The organism is Castellaniella hirudinis, from assembly GCF_047468865.1.
In the GTDB taxonomy this organism is placed as follows: Bacteria; Pseudomonadota; Gammaproteobacteria; order Burkholderiales; family Burkholderiaceae_B; genus Castellaniella; species Castellaniella hirudinis_A.
Map to the genome: position 1 here is coordinate 14,080 of NZ_JBLGTV010000019.1, position 22,937 is coordinate 37,016.

A 22,937-nucleotide genomic window follows, 5' to 3' on the forward strand; every position below is an offset into this window, starting at 1 on the left:
ACTGCGCTACCAGTCAAATCAATACTTGCCAGCATTCTGCAGAAAACTATTCTTTGTCTCCGTCACGCCGACGATTACTGTCCGGTGATGATTTTCTATGTCGTCTTTCAATCCATGTCACGATTCTTTCCGATGCTCGAAATAATGCGGTGAAGGCGAGCACGACAACACCAACGAAAATGATGTCGTGCAACATCTGAGGCATTGAAAGTCCCCCCACATACGACCTCAAGACCATATCCCATACGGGGAACTTTCGCCGTAAATTCGACGTAAATTCAGTGCTTGGCGCGACCGCCAGCGCGCCAGACCCTCGTGCTCGCGTGTCGCGAATCGCTCTATTTTTTCTGCATGTGTTAGCCAAATACTGCTGAAAATTTACGCAGAATTTATGCGCAGGGATTGTTCTGGAATAGAGAATTTACGGGCCTTCACTGAATACTTGAACGTATGCCTAATTCGCTATTCGTCTGCGGAGTTAAAACATGCTTCTCAAGAATATTCAACCGGCCAGAATGGCCGTCACCGTTGCCGTCAGTGGGTTGTTGTTGGGAACGGCGACAAGCGTTCACGCGCAGGTTTCCGGTAGTGCCGCGCTAACGTCGGACTACGTTTGGCGCGGGTCTTCTCAAACTCGCGAAGACCCCGCGATCCAGGCGGGGGTCAAGTACGCTCATGAGTCGGGACTGTATGCCTCCGTCTGGGGCTCGAACGTCAAGTTCAAGCCAGACAACGGCGCCCGCAGCGAGTTCGTCCTTGCCGTGGGATGGAGCGGAAAGATCGCCACGGATTGGGCGCTGGATATCTATCTCCTGCGCTACCAGTACCCCTCGGCGAGCCCAACCTGAACTGGAACGAGATCAACGCGAGCATCACCTGGCGCGACAACTACTGGCTGGCGGTGGGGCACTCGAACAACGCGATGGCCACGGACACGACCGGCACGTATGCGCTTCTGGGTGCTCGCTATCCGATCAACGACCAGTGGCGCGTCGAAGGCAGCGTGGCCCGCTACGTCCTCGAAAGCGCCTATGCCGACAGCTACATGCACGGCGCGCTCGGCGTCGTCTGGACGTTCAAGGCGCCGTTCGAGGCCCGGCTCACGCTGCATGGCACCGATTCGGCGGCCAAGCGACTGTTTCCCGGCATGGCCGGCTCGCGCGCCGAGTTCGCCATCCAGGCTTCTTTCTGACCGGGGGCGTGATGGCCACAAACCCCCAAGCAACACGTTGATGGAGTCCGATCATGACTGAGTTTCTTCTCGTATTTGCCCTGGCGATCGGTCTCGGATGGCCACTCGGTCGCTATCTGGCCGCGGTGATGCGCGGCGTCCCGATGCGCGGCGACAGGCTGTTTCTGTGGCTGGAGCGGCCCCTGTATGCGCTGATCGGCACCAATCCCGAGCGCGGCATGAGCTGGCGCGGGTACGCCGGCGCGTTCCTGTTGAGCAACCTGGTGCTGGCGGTCATCGTGTGGCTGATCCTGATGACCCAGGCGTGGCTACCGCTCAACCCCAACGGCGCGCCCAACATGAGCTGGGACCTGGCGCTGCACACGATGGTGTCCTTTCTGACCAACACCAACCAGCAGCACTACTCCGGGCAGGCCCAACTCTCGTACCTCGCCCACATGACGGGCATCGTGACCTTGCAGGTCATCACGCCCATGATGGGATTGGCACTGGTCGTAGCGACGCTGCGCGGGTTCTTCGGCGGACGCAATGCGCAGGAGCGCAAGGCCGATGGGCAGGAGCAGGCCCCGGTGGATGTCGGCAACTACTGGGCCGATGTGATCCGCCCCACGCTGCGCTTCATGCTGCCGCTGTGCCTGCTGTGGTCGGTGCTGCTGACCAGCCAGGGGGTGCCGGCCACGCTGGAGGGCGGCCCCGTTGTCGCTCCCGTGGATACGACGGTAGAAATGAAGGAGCAGAAGATCCCACTGGGTCCGGTATCGCCGATGGTCGCCATCAAGCAGCTCGGCACCAATGGCGGCGGCTGGTACGGCCCCAACAGCTCGGTGCCGCTGGAGAACCCCACGCCGCTATCGAATCTGCTTGAAACCTTGGCACTTATTCTGGTCCCAGTCGCGGTAGTGTTCATGATCGGTGGACTGACCGGACGACGTAAGTTCGCCGGGTTGGTGTTCGGCACGATGTTGACCATGTCCGTCGTGTCGGCGGGATTCGCCATCTGGTCGGAAGGATTCTCCTCGACCTCGCAGGACATCGCGTTGATGGAAGGCAAGGAAGTCCGCTTCGGCGCCGAGCCTTCCGCACTGTGGGCCGCATTGACGACGCAGACATCCAACGGCTCGGTCAACGCCATGCACGACTCGCTGGCGCCTCTGACCGGCCTGGTCACGATCAGCGACATGCTGATCAACGCCATCTGGGGCGGCATCGGCAGCGGCTTGCAGCAGTTCCTGACCTATCTCCTGTTGGGCGTGTTCCTGGCTGGACTGATGACGGGGCGCACGCCGGAACTTTTCGGACGCAAGATCGAAGCGCCCGAGGTCCGCCTGCTCGCAGTGCTCGTGTTGCTGCAACCACTGATCCTGCTGGGCCTGACCGCCATCACGCTGGCCGTGCCGACCCTGACGGGGAACTCGAACCCCGGCTTCCATGCCATCAGCCAGGTCTTCTACGAATACACGTCGTCCTTCGCCAACAACGGTTCGGGCTTTGAGGGGTTGGGCGATGCCACCGTCTGGTGGAACGTCACCGCCAGCTTCGTGCTCGCCGCGGGTCGCTATCCGGCCCTCATCATTCCGCTGGTGATCGCAGCAATGCTCGCGCGCAAACGCCAAGCCCCGGAAAGCATGGGAAGCCTGCACATCGAAACCCCCATTTTTGCGCTCACGCTGATCGCGGTGATCGTCATCCTGACACTGCTTCAGTTCATGCCCGTGCTGGTGCTAGGCCCCGTGGCCGATCATCTGAGCCTGGTCGCGCGTTGAGGAAAACACCATGAACCATACAACCTCGAAAGAACACACGGGCCGCTGCTCGCGCCTGGATGAGCGCGGCTTCGCGCCTGCGCTGATCAACTCCTTCATCAAGCTGGCGCCACAGCACATCATCAAGAATCCCGTGATGGCCGTGGTCTGGCTCGGTACGCTGGTAACGGCGGTCGCCACCCTCGCGGGTTGGGCGCAACCCGGTTTCGGCTGGGCTGTGACCGTGATCCTGCTGATTACCGTGCTGTTCGGCAATTTCGCCGAAGCCGTGGCCGAATCCCGTGGACGCGGACAGGCGGCTTCTCTGCGTCGGGCCCGCAAGGATTTGATGGCTCGGCGGCTCGACACAGCGGGCGGAGAGAAGACGGTGCCCGCCGCCGAGCTTCGCCCCGGCGATCTCGTCGTGGTCGAAGAAGGCCAGTTGGTTCCCGCCGATGGCGAAATCGTCGAAGGTCTGGCCACGATCAACGAAGCCGCCGTAACTGGCGAATCCGCGCCCGTGCTGCGCGAGGCCGGCACCGACCGTTCCGGTGTGATCGGCGGCACCAAGGTGCTGTCCGACCGCATCGTGGTGCGCGTGACCGCCGATCCGGGCAACAGCTTCCTCGACCGCATGATCGCGCTGGTGGAGGGCTCTAACCGGCAGAAGACACCCAACGAGATTGCCCTGGGCATCCTGCTTGGCGTGATGACGCTGACCTTCCTGATCGTCGTCGTGACGCTGCCCTTCATTGGTGGCTTCGTCGGCGTCGAGATCAACGTCGTGCTGCTGGTCGCCCTGCTGGTGTGCCTGATCCCGACCACCATTGGCGGACTGCTTCCGGCGATTGGCATTGCCGGCATGAACCGCGCATTGCAGGCCAATGTGCTGGCCAAGTCCGGCAAGGCGGTGGAGGTCGCGGGCGACGTGGATGTGCTGCTGCTGGACAAGACCGGCACCATCACCCACGGCGACCGGCAGGCCACCGCCTTCCACGCGCTGGCAGCGGTCGATGCCGCGCAACTGCGCCAGGCGGCCCTGCTGGCCTCGCTGGCGGACCCGACGCCGGAGGGCAAGTCCATCGTCAAACTCGCGCGCGGCAAGAACGAGAAGCTCGACGAGCCCGAAGGCGCCCACTTCGTGCCGTTCTCCGCACAGTCGCGCATGTCCGGTGTGGATCTGCCCGGCGAGCGCGTCATCCGAAAGGGGGCAATGGACGCGATCGCGCGGCATGTGCAAATGATGGGCGGCGTCGTCCCCGCCGAACTGGAGGCGCGTGTCGCGGACGTTGCCCGCAAGGGCGCCACGCCGCTGGTGGTGAGTGAAGGCCGCCATGTGCTGGGCGTCATCGAGCTGTCCGATGTGATCAAGCACGGCATCAAGGAGCGCTTCGCCCGCCTGCGTGCGATGGGCGTCAAGACCGTCATGATCACGGGCGACAACCCGCTCACGGCGGCGAACATCGCGGCCGAGGCCGGTGTCGATGACTACATCGCCGAGGCGCGCCCGGAAGACAAGCTCGCGCGCATCCGTGCCGAGCAGGGCGGGGGCCGCCTGGTGGCGATGGTGGGCGATGGCACCAACGATGCGCCGGCGCTGGCGCAGGCCGACGTGGGCCTGGCCATGAACTCGGGGACGCAGGCGGCCAAGGAAGCCGGGAACATGGTCGATCTCGACTCCGACCCGGCCAAGCTGCTCGCGGTGGTGGAGATCGGCAAGCAACAGCTCATCACGCGCGGCGCGCTGACCACCTTCTCGCTGGCCAACGACGTGTCCAAGTATTTCGCCATCCTGCCGGCGCTGTTCGCCGCCACGATCCCGCAGATGGCGGCGCTGAACGTCATGAACCTGTCGAGTCCGACCAGTGCGGTGCTGTCGGCGCTGGTCTTCAACGCCATCATCATCCCGCTGCTGATCCCGTTGGCGCTGCGCGGCGTGCGCTTCAAGCCGTCGAGCGCGACGCAACTGCTGCGCAACAACATGCTGATCTATGGCGTGGGCGGTGTCGTGCTTCCGTTCATTGCTATCAAGGCGATCGACGTCCTGATCTCCGCCTTGTTCTCTTTCTGAGGATTCGATCATGTCTTCCCACAATGCAAACGTCGCTATCCGCACGCCGGGCGATTCGTCTTCGGCCATCTCCGACAAGGGCTTGCTTCGCGGCTCCATCGGACTGGCGATCATCGCCTTCCTCGGGCTAGGTCTAATCTATCCCCTCGCCGGAGTCGGGGTCGGCCAAGCCTTATTCAAGGACACCGCCAATGGCAGCCTGATCGAACGCGATGGCAAGGTCCTCGGCTCCTCGCTGGTGGCGCAGCCGTTCTCCGATGAACGTTACTTCCAGTCGCGCCCCTCTGCGGCCAACTACGATGCGATGGCCGTAGCCGGAAGCAACCAGGCACGTACCAACCCCGATCTGCGGCAGCGCCTCGACGAGACGCGAACCGCCGCGGCGAAGACTCATGGTGTCGATCCTTCAGCCATTCCGAGCGATCTGGTCACACAATCCGGCAGCGGCATCGACCCGCACATCAGTCCGCAAGCCGCTGCCATCCAGATTGATCGCGTGGCGCATGCGCGCGGCATAGCTCGCGAAACAGTCGAAGGCTTGGTTGCCCGGCATACGGAGGGCAAGCAACTCGGCCTGCTGGGCCAACCTCGGGTGAATGTGCTTGAGCTGAATCTGGCGCTGGATGCTGTCGCTTCGCCGGCCCCGGAGGCGCCAGCGACTGCGCAATGACTGTACTGGGCACCTACCTTCAGGCCGAGGACGTTCTCCTCGGTCTGAACGTTTCGGACAAGCGACAGTTGTTCCAGGCCATCGGCCTGCACACCGAGCGCATCGGCGGTTTGCCAACGGATGCTGTCGCTTCCGCCCTGATGCGGCGGGAACTGACGGGATCGACTGCATTGGGCCTCGGCGTCGCCATTCCCCACGCCAGGGTGAACATTCTGAAACGCATTCGCGCTCTGCACGTGCGTCTCGTGCCGGGGCTGGACTTCGATGCTCCTGACCACGAGCCAGTATCCGATGCCGTGGTGCTATTGGTTCCCAGCCCCGCAACCGGCGCGCATCTTGAGATTTTAGCCCATGCGGCTGCATTGTTCTCCGATAGTGGATTTCGAGCGGCCTTGCAAGCCCGTCATAACCCGGTTGAAATCAGGGCGCTATTTGATGACTGGGCTTCTTAGACGAGGCAACGCCTTGTCCATAGCGCGGCGGGAACCATGGGTGGGCGAGGACGATATGCAGACAACGAAAATACTTTGAGGATGGCCTTGCCATGGGAACCGAACATACGGGTCAAGCCGATGCCTTGCTGGGGGAAATCAAGCGCCAGACCGCAGGACGTCTGACGGTGTTCCTGGGCGCCGCCCCCGGTGTCGGCAAGACCTACGCGATGCTGGCGCGCGCACGCGAACTTCACCGCCAGGGGGTGGATGTCGTCATTGGCATTGTCGAGACACATGGCCGCAGCGAGACCCAGACCATGGTCGAAGGCCTGCCGCTGTTGCCTCGCAAGCAGGTCGAATACCAGGGACTGCACCTGGAGGAGATGGACCTGGACGGGCTGCTGGCGCGCAAGCCGGCGATCGCGCTGGTCGATGAGCTGGCCCATCGCAACGCTCCCGGAAGCCGTCATGAGCGGCGCTGGCAGGATGTGGAGGAATTGCTCAACGCTGGTATCGACGTTTACACCACGGTCAATATCCAGCATCTGGAAAGTCTGAACGACGTGGTGCACCAGATCACCGGCATCCGGGTGAGCGAGACTGTTCCCGACGCCGTTTTCGAGCGCCTGCGTGACATCCGCCTGGTCGATTTGCCTGCGCGCGAACTGATCGAACGCCTGAACGATGGCAAGGTGTATCTGCCTGAGCAGGCCGCCCAGGCGCTGCAGGCGTTCTTCTCGCCGTCGAATCTCACCGCTCTGCGCGAGCTGGCGATGCAGACCGTGGCCGATCACGTCGATGCCGACCTGCGCGAGACGCGCGCGGCGCGCGGCCTGGAAGGCATTTCCATCCAGCGCCATGTGCTGATCGCCATTGATGGCCGGGGGCAGTCGGAATACCTCGTGAGAGCGGGGGCTCGAATCGCCGAGCGCCGAGGCGCTCCCTGGTCGGTGGTCACAGTGGAGACCGGGCGCTCGGCCGATGCCGCCTTGCACACTGACGACCTTGACCGGGCGGCTCCCACGCTCAATATGGTTGCGCGTGCGGAGCAGCAACGCTTGACTGAGATCGACAAGGCATTCGCGTTGGCGCGCAACCTGGGCGGCGAGACGGAAGTGCTGCACAACACCGACGTTACCCAGGCACTACTCGATGCCGCGGAGGCGCGCGGTGCAAGATCCATCGTGATCGGCCGCACGCGCGAGCGCCCCATCGCCCGTATCTTCAATCGCACGCTGACGCAGCAGCTGTTGCAGCGCGGCGCACGCTACGAGCTGACGATCGTCAGCACGCCGCAGGCCCGCCGGCGGGCAATGGAATTGCAGAGTCTCGCGAGCGGTCGCCTCACGGCACGGGAGATCGTGCTGATCCTGCTCGCCAGCGCCGGCGCCGTCGGCGCGGCGGCCTTGGCCGAGCGCGCGCTGGGCTTGCAGGACCTGTCTCTGATCTTTCTCGTGGCCGTCATGCTTGTCGCCTCACGGACACGCATGCTTTCGGCCGTCATCACCGCCGCGCTGTGCTTCTTGGCATACAACTTCTTCTTCATTGAGCCGCGTTACACCTTCCTTATCAGTGCTCACCGCGGCGTGGCTACCGTATTGCTGTTCCTGGCGGCGGCCCTGATCGCAGGGCGCTTGGCCTCGCAACTACGCAGGCAAGTTGTGGCGTTGCGAGCAGCGAACACGCATGCGACAGCCATGCAGAACCTGGGGCGCCATCTTGCCAAGGCGGCCGATCTCGGGCAGGTCATCGCATCAGGTTCATCGGTTCTACAATCGACCTTGCACGCCGAGGCGTGGATGCGCATCAATGGCGAGGCCGGCCCCGCCACCGCTGTGAACCATCTGACCGAGAAGGACCTGATGGCGGCCGACTGGACGCAGCAGCACGGGCAGGCGAGCGGGCGCTACACGGACACCCTGACCAATTCATCCTGGTTGTTTCTGCCGGTGCGCTCGGACAAAGACACGCTGGGTGTGGCCGGATTGAGGTTCCCGTCGGGCATGGGGCGTCTTTCGTTCGAGCAGCGCCGCCTGGCTGAAAGCATGGTGGAGGACATTGGTCAGGCCGCCCAGCGCACACGGCTAGTGTCGGAACTGGAGGAAGCGCGCGTCACTGGAGAGACGGAGCGCCTGCGGTCTGCGCTGCTGTCGTCGGTGTCGCACGACCTGCGTTCGCCTTTGTCCTCGATAATTGGCGCGGCGGACAGCCTAGCTCGCTACGGCAAGGATATGGGGTTGGAGGATCAGCAAAGCCTGCTGGAGACCATCCATGTGGAAGGCGAGCGCCTGGATCGGTACATCCAGAACCTGCTCGACATGACCCGGCTCGGGCAGCAGGGACTGACGCTGACACGCGACTGGATCGGCATCGACGAGCTGGTGGGCTCGGCGTCCCGGCGCCTACAACGGTACGAGCCCGACGCCCGCATCGAGCACGACATTCCACCGGACCTGCCTCCGATCCATGTCCACCCCGCGCTCATCGAGCAGGCTTTGTTCAACGTCATGGAGAACGCGGCGAAGTTCTCCCCTCCGGGGGTGCCTCTCAAGGTGCAGATTCGACGGACAGAGGACGATCAACTGCGGATCGACATCTCGGATCGAGGACCGGGCATTCCAGAGGAAGAACGACGGCGCATCTTCGATATGTTCTACAGCGTCGAACTTGGCGACCGAGGCAAGCAGGGAACCGGCCTAGGATTGACGATCGTCCAAGGTATCGTAGGTGCCCACATGGGCAGTGTCGAGGCGCGGCCTGGCCCGGAAGGCCGCGGAACTACCATCCGCCTGACCTTGCCTTGGGGCGGATACGCGAATCAGGAGGCGAAAGAACATGATGGGACGTCCTAGTGAATCGAATCAGGGCGCGCAGGCCGCCAGGATTCTCGTCGTCGATGACGAACCGCAGATCCGCAAGTTCATCGACATCAGCTTGCGCTCGCAAGGCTACGCGACCCTGCTGGCGGGAACAGGCCGGGAGGGCCTGACGCTGCTGGCCAGCAAGGGGGCCGATCTTGTCGTCTTGGATCTGGGGTTGCCGGATATCGACGGGAAGGATGTACTCAAGGAGCTACGGCAATGGTCGCGCGTGCCCGTCATCGTGCTGACGGTACGCTCCGGCGAGGAGGAAAAGGTGGCTTTGCTGGATGCGGGAGCCAACGACTACGTGACCAAACCGTTCGGTGTCGAGGAACTGATGGCACGCATTCGCGCGTTCCTGCGCACGGTGGCGACAGGGACGGAAGATGGCCCGATCTACGACGACGGGACTCTCCGAATCGACCTGGCGCAACGGGAAGTGGCCGTTCATGGAGAAGCCGTCACGCTGAGCCGCAAGGAGTTCTCTCTGCTGGCCTTGCTGGTCCGGCAGCCGGGACGGCTGGTGACGCAGGCGCAGATACTGCGGGAGATGTGGGGGCCGACGCACGAGGAAGATACCCACTACCTGCGCATTCTCGTGGGCAAGTTGCGCCACAAGCTGGGGGACGATGCCTCCGCTCCTCGCTACATCGTCACTGAACCTGGGGTTGGGTTGAGGTTTGTCTCGAAGGAACAGCAGCCGGCCTGACTCGTTCGCCGGGGATGTCCAAAGTGGCGTTGCGGGTACGGCTCACCCCAGGGCCGGTCCACGCTGCCGTCCGATCTCCCAAGACACTCCGCCGCCGCGCACCGTCGCGGCGAGCTGCTGCCCAAACTGCTGTTCGATGATGGGCCGCCACGGCACGAGGCTGAACCCCATGCCGTCATCGAGCATCGCATAGCGACCGCTGGCGAGCATCACGGAACGCCGGTAGATGCCGGCCACCCGCTGCCCGTCGGCCATAGGTCGATGCTCCAGGCCGGTTTCGGCAGCAATGTCCTTGGTGGCCTGCGCCAGTTCCCGATTGCGCAGCGTGCCCAGCAGGTTGCGGACGAGGATCACGCGCTGGCCGCGCTTCTCGGCCAGCCCCTGTTCGGCCAGAAAGTCGGCGCGCTGCTGTAGCGCGTCCTTGACCTCGCCACCAAAGCCCAGGTCGCCCAGCCCCGATCCGCCGCCGATCAACTGCTGGTCGAGCCAGGTGGCCCCGATCACGCGCGTCTGCCGCTCGATCGGCAGGTGCGATTTCAGCTCCACCGCCACACCGCTCAGCCGTTGTGCGTCGTACTGGCGGCCACGCTCGGTCAGGTCGTCCGGCACCTTCCATAGTCCCTCGGTCACACGCTCCACGATGCCCGCGCGGCGTAGGGCTTCCAGTCGGCGGACGTGGGCGGCGACAACCTCCTGTGGGTCGCGGCCAGCCTTGGCCCGGCCTTGTTCGATCGCCAGGTGATGATCGGTTCGGTAAAGGCCGTCGCTCGCCAGCGCGGCGATGTTCTTGTCGGCGGCGCGAACTTCGGCGGCACTGCGCACCTCCACCACCGCGCCGGTGGGATAGTTCGCCGGCTCGTCGCGGGTGTTCAGCGCGACGTAGTGGGCCTTGCCGTCCACCCCGTCGATGACCAGATAGCCGTGGTCGTGCAGCTCGTCGGCCAGCCCCTTCGCAGCCACGCGGCCGACGATGGTGCGGCCATCCTCGCTCGGCTCGAACACCGCCAGCTCGCGCGGCTGGCCGCTCATGGCCCGCTGCATCGTGCGGATGATGTCGCCACGCTCGCCCAAGGCGCGCAAGGTCTTCTCGGCATCGGCATGGATGGCCCAGGTGCCGGGCTGCATCTCGTCGGCCAGGCCCAGGCGCTGCAAGCGTTGCAGGCGACCGATCAGCAGCAGGCGCTGGCGTTGCAGCCGGGGTTCGTTGAAGCGTTCGAGCTGCACCCGGCCATCGTCGTCAGCCTCGCGTTGCAGCGTGCGATCCAGGCTCGTCCACCGCTCCTGCTCCACTTCCCGTTGCAAGGTCTGCTGGATCTCCAGTTCGGTGCGCGGCCCCAGCCATTCCGTCGCCAGTTCGGCAGCGCGATGGCGGAAGCCATCGGCGATGTAGTCGCTGGCGATGATGAGGTCTTTGCCGGTGTCGTCGCGTCCGCGCACGATCAGGTGGGTGTGCGGGTTATCGGTATTCCAGTGATCGACCGCCACCCAATCCAGGCGCGTGCCCAGGTCGGCTTCCATGCGGTTCGCCAGATGCCGGGTGTAGGTGCGCAGGTCGTCCAGCTCGGCGCCGTCCTCCGGTGAGACGATGAAGCGGAAATGGTGCCGGTCGTCGGCGGCCCGCTCCTTGAAGGCATCAAGGTCGGCTTCGTCGGTCTGCGGCCCGTAGGCCCGGCCCGGCTCGCCATCGCGGCCCACGCCGTCGCGTTCGATGTAGCGCAGGTGCTTGGCGAGCGACTGCGGGCTGGTCTGGTGCTGGTTGACCAGCAGCGTCTTGATGGTCACGCGCCGCGACATGGGCGTCAGCTTCGCGCCCGCGAAGCGCGCCGCCGTGTGGCCGCGTCCCAGACGCGAGCTGGGCCGATGGCCGGTTCCAGCGCCCTTGCCAGCTCCCCCAGGACGGCGCACCGAGGATTTGCCGCTGCTGGCCTTGCCTGCCTGCTTGAGCACCTTGGAAACGAAGCTCTGGCCCCGGCTCTTCGGGGCGCTGGGACGGATGCGGAAATCGTCGTCGCGGCGGTCGCTCATGGCTGCGCTCCCTGCAAGCTCTGGCGTGTCTGGTCGTGCGAAGCACGCGGACATGCCTGCATTGGCGCGGGCCTCGCGCCCCACCCGGCACGGCGGCGAAGCCGCTCCGTGCCGCGCCACCCCCATGTGCAGACAGGCTTTCGACGCGGCCCGGTGCCGCGTCCTTTTGTCTTGCCTTCCGCCTTTGCCCTTCGCTGTCGCTCCGGGCGTCGGCGGCCCGACGGCGCTGCGCTGCTTGCAGCCAGCCCGCCGGCGAACGCGCCAATGGCCGCAGGCCGGGCGCGTTCGAGGCAAGACGCCTGCACGTTGGACGGCTGCGCCGGATGTTGCGCGAAGCGCGGCGCGAATGCGCCCGCGCTGCACGCGCGACGACACCGCAGCAGCAGCCGGAACGACATGCCCGATGGCACGATGAGATGCACGGCAACGTGCAGCGAATCGGCGGCCATCATGGGCGTGGCTCCAGCCATACCGGATGCGCGACGCCGATCAGGGCGGATGCGCTGACCGGCCCGAAATACCGGCTGTCGAACGACGCCGGGTTGGTCACGCTCAGCAGGAACAGCTCGTCCTCGGCCAGCGGGCGGCAATGCGGCCAGGATGGCAGTGGCCGGCCCAGCCGGTCGGCAGGCAGCGCGGCGGCCACCGGCACGCCGTCAATGCGTACCTGACCGGCGACGATGCAGACGTGTTGCGGCGCGACTGCGCCCACACGTTTGAGCAGTGGGATGTGCGATGGCAGGTAGCCGCGCTGCGCAGCGAGCGCGGCAGCGTCGGCGGGCAATCGGGTCAGGACGATGCTGCCCACGGACAAGGAACGTGGCAGCGAGCCGGGCCGATGGTCGAGCGGCTTCACGCCATACCAGCCGACCGGCACGCTGTCGGACGGGTTGTAGATCAGGCGCGGCAGCGGTTGCACGAACGTCGCCCAGGCCAGCGCAGCAAGGCCGCAGGCGGACAGGCCAGCCAGTACGATGCGAGCACGCAGGCGCGAGCGAGGATGCGGCGCGGCTTCGGGCGTGCGTGCGACAGTGGAATGGGCCGTCATGGCAGCGCCCTCCCGGCCAGCCAAGCGGCGTGCCGTTCGGCGGTGTATTCGGGCAGCGGCAGACGGGCCGCCAGACGGTTGCCCAGCGTGCGCCAGTACGCGGGCGATACGTCGATGGCGGCGATGCCCTGCGCGCCGATGCCGTCGATGCGTTCCAGCACGGCACGCACCGCGTCCTCGCCTTCGGCGTGCAGCAGCAGGCGTGCGCCGGGCCGCACGCCGGGGATGCGCTGCACGTCGTCCAGCGGCGTGGCAGCCTGCATCACCATGAGCTGCCAGCGGATCGTGCCGTAGTCGTTGGCCTGCCAGCGGATGCGGCAGAAAACCGCGTTCGGCAGGAACACCGCGCAGCGCCGCCAGCGGTCGAGCCGCAGCATGCGTGCCGGTTCGCCGAAGCGCAGGTAGAGCTTGAACTGCGGTTCGATGTAGGCCAGCGAAACGCGCGTTAGCGGCACGTTGCCGGCCTGCGCGACAATTACCGCTGACGTGGGCAACAGCGCAACCGTGGTTGCGCCAGCCGAAGGCGAAGCGGATGCGTTCATGGTGTGTTCTCCCTGCGGTGTTCTGGAAACTCGCGTTCCAGCAGTGCGCGCAGCAGGTCGGCCACGGTCACGCCTTGCGTGAAGGCCGACACCTTGATGCGCGCCCGCATGGCGGGCGTGATGTCGAGGGTCAGGCGGGCGGTGTAGAGGTCGCCCTTGTTGAGCGCGTCGGCGTCGCCCTGGCGAATCCATGCCTCGGCGTGCGGATTCGCGGGTGGACGCGCACCAATGCCGATGCGCTTGGTGCGTGGTGCTGGCTTCGCTGTCATGTCGGCCACCGCAGCAGTTCATCGACCAGTGCGGTGATTTCGCGCGCGGCGGCGCTGTCGGGCGCTGTCTCGCGTGCCAACCGGCCAGCGGCCACGCTATCGGCGAAGACGATGCGCTGGCGCACCTCGCTGTGCAGCGCTGGCAACGGTTGCTCGGCCAATGCCTGCCGCGCTTCACGTCCGATGACGGTGGTACTGACACGGCGGTTGATGACGAAGGCCGCGCGCAGTGCGGGCCGGAACACCTGCGCCTCGCGGATCAGCGCCACCATCTCGGCACTGGCCCACACGTCGTAGGGGCTGGGTTGTACCGGGATCAGCACCCGCTCGGCTGCCAGCAACGCGGAGCGCGCCAAGGCGGCGATCCTGGGCGGCCCGTCGATAACAACGTGATCGGCCCGCCTGGCGAGTTCTGGGGCTTCCTGGTGCAGTGTTTCGCGTGCCAGACCCACCGCGCTGAATAGCCGGGGCAAGCCCTGCTGGCTGCGCCGCTGCGTCCAGTCCAGCGATGAACCCTGCGGGTCGGCATCCAGCAGGATGACGTGCTGGCCGCGCATCGCCAGCTCTCCGGCGATGTGGGTGGCGAGCGTGGTTTTGCCGACACCGCCTTTCTGGTTGAGCAAGGCAACGATCATGGCGCAGTCCTCCAACGTGGAAGAGCGGGCCGTTTTTGCCTTGCCGAACGGGGTTGATTTTGCGGTTTTCTCGGACTGCTTTTTCGACTTGCGGCAGTTGTCCACCGCAATGCGCTTTCTCTTCTAAAAGTTAGAGTATTTAAGTTAGTTAAGTTAGAGGGCGCGCAAAGCCAGCAACGGCGCGGCTTTGCGGCGTTTCCGTACTCCTGATAGCACGATAGGCGTACTCCCGATAGCACGATACCCCGTACTCCTGATAGCACGACCCCATCCACAGCTTGTCCCGCAGTTATCCCCGTGCCGTCGGCGGCACGGGCCGGAAGGTCAGCAACTCGATGTCGTCCTCGGGAATACGCACGATGCCCAGCTCGTAGCCCGGCAGGGATTGCTTGGCGACCAGCGCCCGCAGGTCGTAGGCGAAATCCGAAAACCGCGTGCTGCTGCCCGACTTGCGGTGCAGGTGCCGGAAGTCGAACTGCCAGCCGTATTCCTGTCTGCCGCCATGCTTGCGCACCAGGCGGTACAGCCAGCGCTCGATGCCGCCCGTGAGCCGGAAATACGTCGGGTCGATGGTCAGCACCAGAGCAGCGTCCAGCACGCCGGCATAGAACCAGTCCGGCAGGATCAGCTCGATGCCCAGTGGCGTGCCTCTGGCATCGGCCAGTTCCTTCCACTCGTTGATCCACGAGAAGCGATGCAATCGTCTTCCCGTGGTTTCGCGGATGGACGTGGCCACGGTGGTCGATTGCAGCCGATCCAGAGCGGCCTTGAGGCGCTGGTAGTCGCGCAGCGACTTGCCGCGCCCGATAAAGCGCAGGATCTCGTAAGGCGTGGCCTGCATCCGCCGCGAAGGCTGGATGCCCGCGTCCTTGGCTTCGACGATCTGGCTGGCAGCCCAGATCAGGATGTCGGCATCCCAGATCGTGGCAATACCATGCTCCTGCGTGCCCTCTACGCGGATCGTCACGTTGCCCGCGCGGAAGTCGATGGGTTTGACCCGCTTGGACTTGCCGAGCGAGAAGAACGGATAGGCCATCAAGTCCTGGCTGTCGCGCGGCGCCATGTCGCCGGGCAAGGCGCGGAACAGGTCGAGCTGTTCGCGCTCCTGCAACGACCGCTGCCGGAACGGCAGCGCGGAGCTGGACATGGTGATGGCCTGCCGCGCGCCGCCGATCAGCGCGCACGGCTGTCGGCCGAGTGGTGCTCGGCGTACTCGGGATCGGAAGTCGTCTCGAAGCTGCGATCGGCGGCCCAGGCATCGAGGTCGGCCACGGCGTACATGACGCGCCGGCCGAACTTGCGAAAGCGCGGACCACCACCGATCACGCGCTGCTTTTCCAGCGTGCGCGGCGACAGCCGCAGGTACTCGGCGGCTTCGTCGTTGGTGAGATAGCGTTGGGGCTGCGCGGCAGCGGTCGAGACAGTGGCGGCAGGCCGCAAAGGAGCGGGACGCATGGTGTGAACCTCCATAGCTTTCAAAGCTCCGGCCACACAGCGCAACCGGATGGAGGCAGTCTCAGAAAACCAAGCTGTCCTGCTCAGGGCCGTTTTGCGTCGTCCTCAAAACGACCCTTCTCAAGCGGCGGAAGCTGTGCTAGGCGGCGATAGCCGCCGCGCATCAGCGCATCGCCGCGCCGTACCAAGCGGCGTACCTTGGAGCGCAGGCCGCCGTCGCTGTACCAATCGGCTGCGGCATCGCCGCCGAACAAGCCTTCGGCCACCTCGCGCAAGGACGCACCCGCTAGGGTTGCGTCGAGCGCCTGCAAGGTGTGTAGCTCAAGCAGCGCGGCGGGTGCCGGCCTGGGCTTCGCAGAAGCCAGGGCCGCGCCGAGCGCATGGTTGCGCGCAGGTGCGGCGGCGCCGCCGCGGCGGGCATAGGCGACAGCCATCCCGTCTTCCAGGCCGGGCGCCAGCGCGAAGCGCAGGCAATGACCTGGGCTGTGCGCCATCAGCGCCAGCCCTTTGCCGTCATGGAGCAGTTGCTTGTGCCCGGCAATGCGCCAAAACGTGAACGCGGGAGCATACTGCGGCGGATCGGCGTCGGGATAGAGCTGCACCACGGCCACATGGCCGGGCAACCAGGCTGGATGCGCGTCGCGCGCATCCAACGCCGGATCTTCCAGCAGGCGCAAGCCCCAGCGATGCGCCGCCTGCTGCGCGGCTTTCGGCCGGCGATGATGGCGCAGCCAGTCGAGCCGGTAATCGGGGTTTCTGCGCAGATATTCCCAGGCCGTCCCAAGGTCGTCCAAGTGCAGCACGTACAGATACGCGGCAGTCGGATACCAGTGCTCGGCGCTGCGATCGACCATGACGCAACCTCCCTGCGAACAGGACTGGCCGCGACGGAAGAACTACGTGCTACATCGGTGTCATCAGAACGAAATGGGTTAAGGGAATAGTTGGGCTGTCAAGTCCGACTGGCTCCGATGCGTTGCGGTATTCGTCTCAATGCTGCGGCGGCAGCGTCCCTCCCGTGGGACGCCGTACAGGCCAGCCTGCCGCAGTCCGCGTCAGGCATCATGTCCGTTTGGATCAGACTGGCGCGGCTACGCCGCAAGAATCTCGATTGAGACCTGCCCGGTATGACACCAGACTGAAAAAGTCACAGTAGGCTGTGTTCAGTCCGGGATAGCCCCGTCGCGCTCGGCCAGCCGGGTGTATTCCGACAGCGTGCGCGTGGGCCGGAAGTAGCGGTCGCGCATCACGGGCTGCTGATGCGGCCCGACGATGCCAGCCAGCTCGGACAGCTTGACGGTTCCTTGCGCCGGCATTCCGATTCCCAGGTCGATGAGGCCCCAGGCGGTGTCGCCATCGGCGGGATCGAGTGCGGCCAGCAGCCAGGTCACATGCGCGTCCGGCGTGAACAGCCGCACCACGGGCACCGGGTCGATGGCCTGGCCGGCGGCACGAGCCTCGCCGTTGGCGAGCAGTTGCGCGCGCTCCGGGACGGTGGCGAGTGGCTGGGGCATGGTTGGCAATCCCACAAATCCAATGATGCACGGATGCGGTTTCACGCCCAAGCGCAGAACCGCCAAACCGGATTTACGCCTTCGTGTGCAAGCACGGATGCGCTTGCGTGGCTTTGCTGGAACCAGCAAATGCGGATTTCCGTAAAGGCACGAAAACGTAGAACACCAAATGAACACTATAGATTGTAGCCCTATAGGGCGCAATGGGCTGTCATCTTGGTTTTTCGAGGGAAACCATAGGTGGCGGCTGGGAACTCATTGGCGAAGGCGTTGAAGACAGTCAGGAAGGCGCGTGGCTTGAGCCAGGAAGCCTTCTCTGACGTGTCCAGCCGCACCTATATGAGCACCCTCGAACGCGACCTGAAAAGCCCGACCCTGCATAAGCTGGCCGAGCTGTGCGAGGTGATGGAGATCCACCCGCTCACGCTGCTGACGCTGGCCTACGCGGGCGACAGCCCGCACAAGGCCGACGAGCTGCTGGCGCAGGTGCGCCGGGAGCTGGAGGCGGTGCTGAAGGAGCGCGGCGCGGCGAAGCCGCGCGCGTGACGTGGTGATGTGCTGCGAACAGCAGCACAGCGCCCCGCCGCGATGGGCGGGGCGCTGCGGCGGTCACGCCGCCTGGGGCTTGCTGCGCGACCAGATCAGGTCGTGCGTACCGTCCTCGCCTTCGATCAGGCGGGCATAGACCGGAGCCGGGAACGAAGGATCGTCGAGGGTCACGGACTTGTATTCCCGCCCGGCCTCGCTGGTCTTGTTCCACGCCGCGCCGATGTCGTGGCCGGCGGCTTGGAGGCGGAAGTCGGGGGCGTTCTCGCTGCTGCCCTTGTCGTTGGGAACCAGCTTGACCTTGACGTTGAGCGTCAGGGTGCGCAGCGTGCCGGTGAAGCCGTCTTTGTCTGCGGTGAAGGTGCCGATGTTGGCCATGATGATTTCTCCTTTCGGTTGAACAAGGTTCGCGCCCATCGCGTCCTTGTTGTGATCCGGCCGGCGGGGGACGGGCTGGCTGCACCGCTTGCGGTCGAAACGCAGTGGAGAGCCTGGAGGCGAAAAGAATTTGCTGCGCGAGGAAGCCGCGCAGCGGCGGGGAAATTGTTTTCGCCGGACGGTTGCAGCCATGAAGCCCGAGGCGCAGCCGCGCCCCCGCCAGGATTCACAACGAGACAAGGACGCCTTGGGCCGAACCGCTCCGAAAGAAGATGGGGCCGACTCGGCATCCCCGCCCGAAGGCTTCTCCGGCTCGCCCGCTGACGCGGGCCAGGTCAACCCCGCAACGACAGGCGAGAACGCCCCCGCCATACCTTGCGGCGCCGGTCTTGAGGCGTGGCGTGGAAGCTCCATAGCGATACCGGGCGGGTTGTCCGTGAACCGTCCTTCGTGACGTGATGGGCAGGAACCGCCAGCGTTGAGGACGGCACGCACCTGCACAACCTGCCGCAGCAAGCGCCAGCGTGTTCGCCAGCGTCCCGTCCATCGCGGCGGGACGTTGGGCGGGCCGATCCGGCGCAGCCGGTTCGGCAGCATCGAGGGGCGCCAAGCATCGCGCGGCGGGGATAGCTCGCAGGGCTTTCCCCTGGAGGCAAGCGAAGCGCGCAGCGCCGCAGGCGCGAAGGCGTGAGGGATTGAAGCCGAATGGCCGTGACGGCAAAGACGGCACGGGGCGTAGCCCGAAAGCCCGGCGGCGCTATGCGCCGACACGCCCAGGCCGTTCCAGATTTCTAAGCAGGAAACGCGGACATGCCTCTGATGAAATGGGCGCGGCCCTACGCTGCGAGGTATGCACGCGGCAAGCCGAAAACCGCTGGTGATTCCCGCGCACGGCGGGCGCTACGGCTTGCAGGCCCATACGGGCCTGCCATTACCGGGCGGGAAGCCCGGTCACGTCAACGCCGCCGTCTGAGCTGCCGCGAGGGCGGCGGCGTGCCGATTCGGCTGGTGGCCTTGAACACCGGGCGCGGCCACTGCCGCGCCCGGTGTTCAAGGCCACCGCGCCCAGGACGGTACGGCCTGGGCGCGGTGCTGATCGCGGTTATTCCTTCGTCTCGATGAGCCACCACACGGCACGCGGCAAGGCGCGGCCCGTGATGGGGTGAATGTCGGTGAGGTCGGCGCAGGCCGTCCAGCCCGAGGGCGGGCGGTAGCCGCGCACGTCGCCATCGCCGTTCCAACGGCGGGCGCGTACCGTGCCAGCGGCGTAGATCGCCGCCATGCGCGGGCGGCTAATGGTGGTGCGGGTCATGGGGGCTTCTCCTTCCAGCGAAGCGCCCCGGTCGAGGCCGGGGCGCTTGCCTTCGGCGCGGGTCAAGCGGCCAGCGCCTCGGCGGGTTCATCCGCTATTGCCTCGGCATCCTCCGGGGCGTTCTGCTCCGGGCCTGCCTCTTGCGCGGCGTCCTGCGGGCCTGCGGCCTCGAAGATGGCGGGCATCCAGCCCGTGCCATCGGCCAGCCGCTCGGCTTCGCTGGCAATGTCGGCCTTCTTCAACTTCGCCAGCCGGTTGGCCTGCTCGGGTGCGTACTCGCCCACGGCATCCAGAATCACGGCCTTGGAAACGTGCTTGAAGTAGCCTTCTGCGGTCGGCTTCCACCATGCGGCCATGTCGAGGCCCACGGCCTGCGCCAGTTCCTCGCCGGGTTGCTGCACCGTGGCGCGGGGCGTCACCACGTCCACCGTGGAAGCCACGCACACGGCCAGCAGCCGCACCAGTTCATCTTGCGACTTCGCCAGCAGCGCGGCGAACAGTTCGGCGCTGTCCTCCGGCAAGGCTTCACCTGCCACCTGTTGCAGTTCGCGCAGCGCCACGGCAGCGGGCGATTCCGGCCAGTCCGGGGCCATGCCTTCCAGCCGGTCTTGCACCGTGAGGCGCACGCCGAGCGGCAGGCCATCGCCGTAGGCGTCGGGCTGCAAGACAGTCTGCACCATGCCATGCACCAGCGCGGCCAGCGCGACGTGCGGATGCCGCGCGACTTCGATTTGCAGCGCCGCCGTGCGGTGGGCGCTCAATCGCTGCGCCAGCCGATCGGACAGGCTCGCGGCCTTGGGTGCGTCGTCGGCGTCCTCGTGCTCGTCGTTGGCGGCTTCGCCTTCGGCGCTGCCGAAACCGCGCCGCAGCTTTTCCAGCGTGCGCAGCGCCTTGGCCTCGGCTTCGCGCAGCAGGCCGCGATGAATGACGGCCTCGCCGTTGCGGTCGATGGTGACGATGGCACCGGCCACCTCGCGCACCTCGGGGGCATAGCCTTGCAAGGCGTCCTCCGCGTCTTGCAGTTCCCCGACCACCTGATCGCGCCGCTGTTCCAGCTTCTCGGCCTTGTCCTCGTCCTCGGCGTCGCAGGCTTCTTCCAGTTCGGCGTCGATCTTTTCGAGGCGGCTTTCCAGCGAGGCGATGCGGCGGGCCTCGCGGGTGGTCGGCTCGCGGCGATGGCGCGGGGCGTTCTGGAACGCCTGCCGTTCCTCGTAGGCCAGATGCGGCACGGCCTCCACCCATGCCCATCCCTCGGCGCGCACGTCCTCGGCCAGCGTTGCCAGCTTGTCGCGCACCAGCGTTTCCAGTACTGCGGTATCGGTGAGGTAGGTTCCGGCATCGCCTTCCGCGAACAGGTCGCGGCGGATGCCGCCGCCTGCCTGCCGGTAGGTGTCCAGCCCGACGAAGCGCACCAGCGCGTGCGTGGCGTCGATTTCGCGCTCGGTCAGGCGCTCGCGCAGCTTGGACGGGCTGCGCTGCCATTCCGGCGCACCATAGAACGCGGCTTCCTGCGCGGCGTGGTCATCGGTGATGGTCAGGGCCATCAACTGTTCCAGCGTCACGCCACCGGCCCGGTAGTCGGCCATGAGACGCGGCGAGACGTTCGCCAGCTTCAAGCGGCGCTGCACCACCAGCGGGGACACGCCGAAGTCGGCGGCAATGTCCTCGACGGGCCGGCCTTCCTTGACCAGCGCGGCGAAGGCCGCGAACTGGTCGGCGGGGTGCATGTTCTCGCGCTGCACGTTCTCCGCGAGGCTGACGGTGCGGGCGGACGCATCGGCCACCAGCAGGCACGGCACTTCGTAGTCAGTGGGGATGCGCTTCTTCTTCGCCAGCAGCTTCAAGGCGGTCAGGCGGCGGTCGCCTGCCACCACCTCGTAAGCCTCGCCATCGGCGGAAAGGATGACGATCAGGTTTTGCAGCAGGCCGATGCGGGCAATGCTCGCGGCCAGCTCGGGGATGGACTGGCGCGGGGTCGTGCGGACGTTGCGCTTGGAGCGGCGCGGCAACAGTTGCGACAGCGGAACCAAGATCAGGTTCTTGGTCGGATCGGCCACTTCCAGCGGTGCGGCAGCTTCGATGGCGACGGTTTCGGTTTTGAGTACAGCGTTCATGGTGATAACTCCTTGCGGTTGGGATGCAGCAGCGAGAGAAGCGGCAAGGGCTGCTGCCTGCCCCTGCCGCGTGGGGATTCAGGCTTTCAACTGGCGCAGGCCATCGGCCAGCAGCCACAGGGCGCGATTGAGGCGCACGCTTTGGTCGATGCCCTGCACGGGCCGGGTGGTCTGGCGGCGGCCATTCGCGGCGCGGGCGGACAGGCCGCCTTTGGTCAAGTTCTCCTGCGTGCGGTTGAACACGCTCCACAGGTCGCGGCGGTCGTCGTCGTGGCGGCGTGGCATCAGGATTTGCGATTCCGTGATGGGCGCGGGCTTGTCCTCGTCGTACTTCAACGCCAGCGCAGCGCGGGCGAACACTTCGGATTCCCCGGCGTCGAGCGTGATGGCGCGCATGGCATCGCGCGATTCCTGCGCCCGGTCGAAGCCGTGCAGGACTTCGTAAGCGCCTTCGATGACGTGCCCGGCTACGTCGCCCTTGTGCGGCACGCGCACGTCGGCCACGGTGTCGCCGCAGACAAGGCCATTGCTGCAAACGAAGCGGAACATCCCGGCCAGCATCTGATAGCTGCTGGTGCCGTCATGGGAGTTCAGCAGGATGATTTCGTTGGCCTCGCGGCCGTTGATCTGGCTGGCGTGGCGCAGCCGGATCATGTGCTTGGTGTAGTCGCGGCGGTCGTCGTGGCGCACGCGGGTTTGCGTCACCATGAAAGGCTCGAAGCCTTCCCCGCGCAGTTCTTGCAGCACGGTCGCGGTGGGGATGTAGCTGTACCGCTCAGAGCGGCTTTCGTGCGGGGCGTCCGCGAAGATGGACGGGGCCACGGCCCGGATTTGGTCGTCGGACAAGGGACGTTCCGAACGCAGCACCGGGGAACGGGAAGCGAAGCGGGATGCGAGTTGCATGGCATTTCTCCTGACAAAGAAAAAAGGGGTTGCTGTTCACCGCACACCGGATTCCTAGATTCGGAAGCCCAGCCTTTCGGCGGTTCGGTGCGGTCGGCACGAGGAACCCGGTTGGCCCTGTTGCCACCGTCTTTCCTGAGTTCATCGCCCGCGACGGTCAGAGCGCGCGGACGGGGGCCGTCAAGGAGGCAAGCGCAGGGTTGGTGCGGCCCGCAGGCGCAGCCGAGGACACGGCCCTGCGCGCCTTGACGGCACACGGCCGCGGGCTACAGTCGCGGTGAAGGTGATGAAGTCAGGGGAGACGGTTGGACATGGCAACGGCCCCTCAGCACGCCGACAGCACGGCAAGCGAAGCGCGCAGGCCCGGATCTAGGAATCCGGGCCGGAGGCGTCAGCCGAGCGGAGCGAGGGAACGATGGAAGCCCGTCAGGGGCGAGACGCCGCAGGCGGCTCGATGCGCTACGCGCACGACAGCGCGACCGGCCATGTTTCTTGGCCGGGGACGCACGGACTCCAA

23 protein-coding genes are annotated in these 22,937 nt (G+C 65.7%); 10 read left to right on the forward strand and 13 right to left on the reverse strand.

Annotation, left to right across the window (positions count from 1 at the left end; all coding sequences use genetic code 11):
- Window positions 1–485: 485 nt before the first annotated feature.
- From ACMHYJ_RS15795 to ACMHYJ_RS15830, 8 genes are all read left to right on the forward strand, one after another.
- Window positions 486–848: a TorF family putative porin gene (locus ACMHYJ_RS15795; RefSeq protein WP_414247145.1), complete on the forward strand. Its 363-nt coding sequence runs from the start codon at window positions 486–488 to the stop codon at window positions 846–848.
- Entirely contained in the window at window positions 767–1,192 is a 426-nt protein-coding gene (locus ACMHYJ_RS15800) for a hypothetical protein (protein ID WP_414247146.1), read from the forward strand. Before ACMHYJ_RS15795 ends, ACMHYJ_RS15800 begins: the two co-directional genes overlap by 82 nt.
- Before the next feature lie 53 nt (window positions 1,193–1,245).
- Window positions 1,246–2,955, forward strand: coding sequence for a potassium-transporting ATPase subunit KdpA (gene kdpA, locus ACMHYJ_RS15805; RefSeq protein ID WP_414247147.1), 1,710 nt, complete (start codon window positions 1,246–1,248; stop codon window positions 2,953–2,955).
- A 10-nt stretch (window positions 2,956–2,965) separates the two neighbouring features.
- Window positions 2,966–5,005 (forward strand): potassium-transporting ATPase subunit KdpB, encoded by a 2,040-nt coding sequence (gene kdpB / locus ACMHYJ_RS15810; protein ID WP_414247148.1) that lies wholly within the window; start codon window positions 2,966–2,968, stop codon window positions 5,003–5,005.
- Window positions 5,006–5,015: 10 nt separating this feature from the next.
- A complete protein-coding gene (gene kdpC / locus ACMHYJ_RS15815; RefSeq protein ID WP_414247149.1) occupies window positions 5,016–5,675 on the forward strand; it encodes a potassium-transporting ATPase subunit KdpC in 660 nt (219 codons plus the stop codon).
- Window positions 5,672–6,127, forward strand: coding sequence for a PTS sugar transporter subunit IIA (locus ACMHYJ_RS15820; protein ID WP_414247150.1), 456 nt, complete (start codon window positions 5,672–5,674; stop codon window positions 6,125–6,127). The genes kdpC and ACMHYJ_RS15820 overlap by 4 nt, the downstream gene beginning before the upstream one ends.
- Before the next feature lie 92 nt (window positions 6,128–6,219).
- Window positions 6,220–8,961, forward strand: coding sequence for an ATP-binding protein (locus tag ACMHYJ_RS15825; RefSeq protein WP_414247151.1), 2,742 nt, complete (start codon window positions 6,220–6,222; stop codon window positions 8,959–8,961).
- Window positions 8,945–9,679, forward strand: a complete 735-nt coding sequence (locus ACMHYJ_RS15830; RefSeq protein ID WP_414247152.1) for a response regulator — start codon at window positions 8,945–8,947, stop codon at window positions 9,677–9,679. The genes ACMHYJ_RS15825 and ACMHYJ_RS15830 overlap by 17 nt, the downstream gene beginning before the upstream one ends.
- A gap of 42 nt (window positions 9,680–9,721) precedes the next feature.
- On the opposite strand, the gene ACMHYJ_RS15835 is transcribed toward ACMHYJ_RS15830, so the two are convergent.
- The 5 genes from ACMHYJ_RS15835 to parA all read right to left on the reverse strand — a co-directional run bounded on the left by ACMHYJ_RS15835 (window position 9,722) and on the right by parA (window position 14,198).
- A complete protein-coding gene (locus ACMHYJ_RS15835; protein WP_414247153.1) occupies window positions 9,722–11,704 on the reverse strand; it encodes a DUF3363 domain-containing protein in 1,983 nt (660 codons plus the stop codon).
- Between the two features lie 448 nt (window positions 11,705–12,152).
- Window positions 12,153–12,752: a S26 family signal peptidase gene (locus tag ACMHYJ_RS15840; RefSeq protein WP_414247154.1), complete on the reverse strand. Its 600-nt coding sequence runs from the start codon at window positions 12,750–12,752 to the stop codon at window positions 12,153–12,155.
- Entirely contained in the window at window positions 12,749–13,294 is a 546-nt protein-coding gene (locus tag ACMHYJ_RS15845) for a DUF2840 domain-containing protein (RefSeq protein WP_414247155.1), read from the reverse strand. The genes ACMHYJ_RS15840 and ACMHYJ_RS15845 overlap by 4 nt, the downstream gene beginning before the upstream one ends.
- A complete protein-coding gene (locus ACMHYJ_RS15850; RefSeq protein ID WP_414247156.1) occupies window positions 13,291–13,563 on the reverse strand; it encodes a chromosome partitioning protein ParB in 273 nt (90 codons plus the stop codon). The genes ACMHYJ_RS15845 and ACMHYJ_RS15850 overlap by 4 nt, the downstream gene beginning before the upstream one ends.
- A complete protein-coding gene (gene parA, locus ACMHYJ_RS15855; RefSeq protein WP_414247157.1) occupies window positions 13,560–14,198 on the reverse strand; it encodes a ParA family partition ATPase in 639 nt (212 codons plus the stop codon). The genes ACMHYJ_RS15850 and parA overlap by 4 nt, the downstream gene beginning before the upstream one ends.
- Between parA and ACMHYJ_RS15860 the strand changes: the two genes are divergently transcribed.
- On the forward strand, window positions 14,197–14,325 hold the full coding sequence (locus ACMHYJ_RS15860) for a hypothetical protein (protein ID WP_414247158.1): 129 nt from the start codon (window positions 14,197–14,199) through the stop codon (window positions 14,323–14,325). The two genes, parA and ACMHYJ_RS15860, sit on opposite strands and share 2 nt — an antisense overlap.
- 162 nt (window positions 14,326–14,487) lie before the next feature.
- On the opposite strand, the gene ACMHYJ_RS15865 is transcribed toward ACMHYJ_RS15860, so the two are convergent.
- The 4 genes from ACMHYJ_RS15865 to ACMHYJ_RS15880 all read right to left on the reverse strand — a co-directional run bounded on the left by ACMHYJ_RS15865 (window position 14,488) and on the right by ACMHYJ_RS15880 (window position 17,167).
- Window positions 14,488–15,345 (reverse strand): replication initiator protein A, encoded by an 858-nt coding sequence (locus ACMHYJ_RS15865; protein ID WP_414247159.1) that lies wholly within the window; start codon window positions 15,343–15,345, stop codon window positions 14,488–14,490.
- Between the two features lie 26 nt (window positions 15,346–15,371).
- Complete coding sequence (locus ACMHYJ_RS15870; protein WP_003107109.1) at window positions 15,372–15,653, reverse strand: helix-turn-helix transcriptional regulator; 282 nt, start codon at window positions 15,651–15,653, stop codon at window positions 15,372–15,374.
- Between the two features lie 83 nt (window positions 15,654–15,736).
- The gene (locus ACMHYJ_RS15875) at window positions 15,737–16,507 is read right to left on the reverse strand and encodes a DUF2285 domain-containing protein (RefSeq protein WP_023114173.1); all 771 of its coding nucleotides are present in this window, start codon (window positions 16,505–16,507) and stop codon (window positions 15,737–15,739) included.
- Between the two features lie 309 nt (window positions 16,508–16,816).
- The gene (locus tag ACMHYJ_RS15880; RefSeq protein WP_023103962.1) at window positions 16,817–17,167 is read right to left on the reverse strand and encodes a DUF2958 domain-containing protein; all 351 of its coding nucleotides are present in this window, start codon (window positions 17,165–17,167) and stop codon (window positions 16,817–16,819) included.
- A 240-nt stretch (window positions 17,168–17,407) separates the two neighbouring features.
- Here ACMHYJ_RS15880 and ACMHYJ_RS15885 point away from each other — a divergent pair, with 240 nt between their 5' ends.
- A complete protein-coding gene (locus tag ACMHYJ_RS15885; protein WP_023103963.1) occupies window positions 17,408–17,713 on the forward strand; it encodes a helix-turn-helix domain-containing protein in 306 nt (101 codons plus the stop codon).
- Window positions 17,714–17,776: 63 nt separating this feature from the next.
- Here ACMHYJ_RS15885 and ACMHYJ_RS15890 read toward each other — a convergent pair whose 3' ends face one another.
- The 4 genes from ACMHYJ_RS15890 to ACMHYJ_RS15905 all read right to left on the reverse strand — a co-directional run bounded on the left by ACMHYJ_RS15890 (window position 17,777) and on the right by ACMHYJ_RS15905 (window position 22,420).
- Window positions 17,777–18,091, reverse strand: a complete 315-nt coding sequence (locus tag ACMHYJ_RS15890; protein ID WP_023103964.1) for a DUF736 domain-containing protein — start codon at window positions 18,089–18,091, stop codon at window positions 17,777–17,779.
- 1,102 nt (window positions 18,092–19,193) lie between these two features.
- Window positions 19,194–19,403 (reverse strand): hypothetical protein, encoded by a 210-nt coding sequence (locus ACMHYJ_RS15895; protein WP_023103965.1) that lies wholly within the window; start codon window positions 19,401–19,403, stop codon window positions 19,194–19,196.
- A 62-nt stretch (window positions 19,404–19,465) separates the two neighbouring features.
- Entirely contained in the window at window positions 19,466–21,517 is a 2,052-nt protein-coding gene (locus ACMHYJ_RS15900) for a ParB/RepB/Spo0J family partition protein (protein WP_137884704.1), read from the reverse strand.
- Window positions 21,518–21,595: 78 nt separating this feature from the next.
- Window positions 21,596–22,420, reverse strand: coding sequence for a DUF932 domain-containing protein (locus ACMHYJ_RS15905; RefSeq protein WP_017677013.1), 825 nt, complete (start codon window positions 22,418–22,420; stop codon window positions 21,596–21,598).
- Window positions 22,421–22,937 lie beyond the last annotated feature (517 nt).